This window comes from Haemophilus sp. HMSC066A11 (assembly GCF_001811665.1).
GTDB lineage: Bacteria > Pseudomonadota > Gammaproteobacteria > Enterobacterales > Pasteurellaceae > Haemophilus > Haemophilus influenzae.
In genome coordinates this window covers 1-1,403 of sequence record NZ_KV805859.1, presented here as the reverse complement: position 1 = coordinate 1,403, position 1,403 = coordinate 1, and the positions used below count along the sequence as shown (strand labels likewise).

The following is a 1,403-nucleotide window of genomic DNA, read 5'->3' as shown; positions in this document are numbered from 1 at the left end:
GTCTCCACAAAACCACCGGTTTTAGCGATATCACCACTACCTTGAGCGTTAATATTGCCGTCAATTAACGCAATATCGCCCCACACAATAGCGCGTCCGCCTTTTTCTTTGCCTGATACATTGATGGTTGAGCCTTTTTCTAAAGTGGTTTTCTTCGCTAATTGAATGCCATTTTTGCCTTCGCCACGCTCGTCACCGCCAAGGTAAGTTTCTCCCCCTTCTTTACCTGAAAGGTCGATAACTGCACCTGTTTTTAATGTGACTTTATCGCCTGTAATCATCAACTTACCACCTTTGGCTTGTTGATTTTGAGCGGAAATCACACCGCCAATCTCCGCTTCACCTTCTTTGGCGGAAAGAACAATATTGCCGCTTTTATCTTTGCTTACAGAATCAGCAGAAAGTTTACCTTGGTTTCGAATAGTGGCAGCACGGACATTAATGTTACCGCCTTTGGCAAAAATATCGCCCAGATTGACCGCTTCATTTTCAGGCGCGGCAATGCTGTAAGTAATGGTTGGGTTTATTATATCGCTGATGGTGATTTTTTGCCCTGCAAGTAAAGAAATGCTACCGCCATTTACGCTAATTACACCCTCATTTTTTACTTTGCCACCAATAAGGTTTACGCTACCGTCTTTACCAACGGTAATTAAGCCGTGATTCACGATTTCAGCGAGTGCTTTATCCTTGGTTTGCTCAAGGGTGAAATTACGTGCTTTGATGTTTTCGTTAGAAATATCTAGCGTAGAAGCAGTAAAGCCATTAGTGTTAATAATTGCGTCTTTACCTATTGTGATACCATTTGGGTTGATTAAAAAGACTTGTCCGTTAGAATCTAAAATCCCTTTTAATTGGGAGATTTGGTTAGATGTAACACGGTTGAATACGGCGGAGTTGTTGTTTTCTTGTAAAAACTGCACCATTTCATTTTGGTCGATGTTAAATTGTTTCCAATTAATGATAGCGTCAACACTGTTGCGGATAATGGTTTTATTACCATCTACTTGCATAGTGGCTGTGCCGTGTACTACATCCATTCCTTGTAAGCCGCTTGCTAAAACAGATTGTGGAATAGATGTTACACCTAAAGATAGTAACATAGCGGAAAGTGGCTTTAACGCTAAGTGACGCACTTTCATGCGAGCAGGTTTTTCGCTGCCTTTTTCTGTGGAATGGTCACAACCCCGTGCCAATTCAGACACAGCAACCAAAGCATTCAGGCGTTTGCTGAATTTGAGACGATATATCTTGTTCATATTTTCTCCTAAGGTTAGTTGAACAATTGAATTACTTTATCATTTGCGTTCATCTAGTCCTCTCTTTATTTCCCTCCCCTTTCTTTCTCTCTTCCCTCGGTTCATCATTTCATGTGAAAGATGAAAGATGAAAGATGAAAGATG

Annotated in this window: 1 pseudogene; it reads right to left on the bottom strand. The window is 41.0% G+C overall.

The window, feature by feature from the left end:
* A pseudogene (gene hmw1A / locus HMPREF2813_RS09505) lies at positions 1-1,259 on the bottom strand (adhesin Hmw1A); the annotation flags it as partial.
* Positions 1,260-1,403: the final 144 nt, after the last annotated feature.